The sequence below is a fragment of the Variovorax sp. P4_D9 genome, from assembly GCF_056401695.1.
On sequence record NZ_JBFUIU010001608.1, the window covers coordinates 1 to 893 of the forward strand.

The following is an 893-nucleotide window of genomic DNA, read 5'->3' on the forward strand; positions in this document are numbered from 1 at the left end:
GCCGCTGGGTTCTTGAGGCCGAGCGGCGTGGTGGCGGCGCGCTGGCGAGGGCTGCCAACAGCACTGTGGTCGCCGCCTTCATGCCGGTGCAAATCCCGCCCGCCGAGGCTGAGCCCGCGGCCATTCGCATCGAATTGCACCGGGGCACGACCGCCATCACCGTGAGCTGGCCGTGCGCCGCCGCTGCGGAGTGTGCGGCSTGGATGCGGGAGYTGYTGCGGTGATTCGCATCGACGCCGTCTGGCTGGCGGTGCAGCCCATCGACATGCGCGCCGGCACCGAGCGGCTGCTGGCGAGCGTCGTTCAGGTCTTCGGCGCCGCGCAGGCTCATCACGGGTACCTGTTCGCCAACGCCCGTTCATCGCGCATCAGGCTCCTGGTGCACGATGGATTCGGGGTGTGGTGCGCCGCACGACGGCTGAACAAAGGCAGCTTCGAGTGGCCGCGCAACGTCGCAGCCGACGCCGCACCGCTGGCGCTGAGCAAGGATCAATTCGACGCTCTGGTGCTCGGGCTACCCTGGCAGCGCCTGGAGCAAATGAGAGTGATCACGCGGATGTGATCGAGTGCCGATCAACGCTGAGCTGGCTCGGGATGCAGCCGGGGACGTCCCGGGCGCACCCGTTCGTCCAGGCCTGCCAATCGATCCTTGAAGAAGCGCTTGCGCCATTGGCTGACCACTTCACGGCGCGTATCCAGGCGAGCGGCGATCTCGTCGTTGTCGATGCCCTGGGCGGCCATCAAGATCATCTTGGCGCGAATCACTTCAAAATAGGGCAACGTATATCGAACCGACCTGCGGTTCAACTCTGCAGCCTCTGCGACCGACAACTCAATGTGGAACGGGCTTCTTCTCGGCATCTCAATACCTTCAATGACCTTCAGCGCAGAGT

General features: G+C 65.1%; 2 protein-coding genes and 1 pseudogene. 2 read left to right on the plus strand and 1 reads right to left on the minus strand.

Translation table 11 applies throughout. The features are described from left to right. Both AC1DY5_RS57225 and tnpB read left to right on the plus strand, forming a co-directional pair. A pseudogene (locus tag AC1DY5_RS57225) lies at positions 1-224 on the plus strand (IS66 family insertion sequence element accessory protein TnpB); the annotation flags it as partial. After that, the gene (gene tnpB / locus AC1DY5_RS57230; protein ID WP_478122973.1) at positions 221-562 is read left to right on the plus strand and encodes an IS66 family insertion sequence element accessory protein TnpB; all 342 of its coding nucleotides are present in this window, start codon (positions 221-223) and stop codon (positions 560-562) included. The pseudogene AC1DY5_RS57225 and the gene tnpB, both read left to right, overlap by 4 nt. An 11-nt stretch (positions 563-573) precedes the next feature. Here the strand turns inward: tnpB and AC1DY5_RS57235 are convergent. Then, positions 574-893, minus strand: a 320-nt coding sequence (locus AC1DY5_RS57235; protein ID WP_478122974.1) for a helix-turn-helix domain-containing protein, incomplete at its 5' end; no start/stop codon positions are given.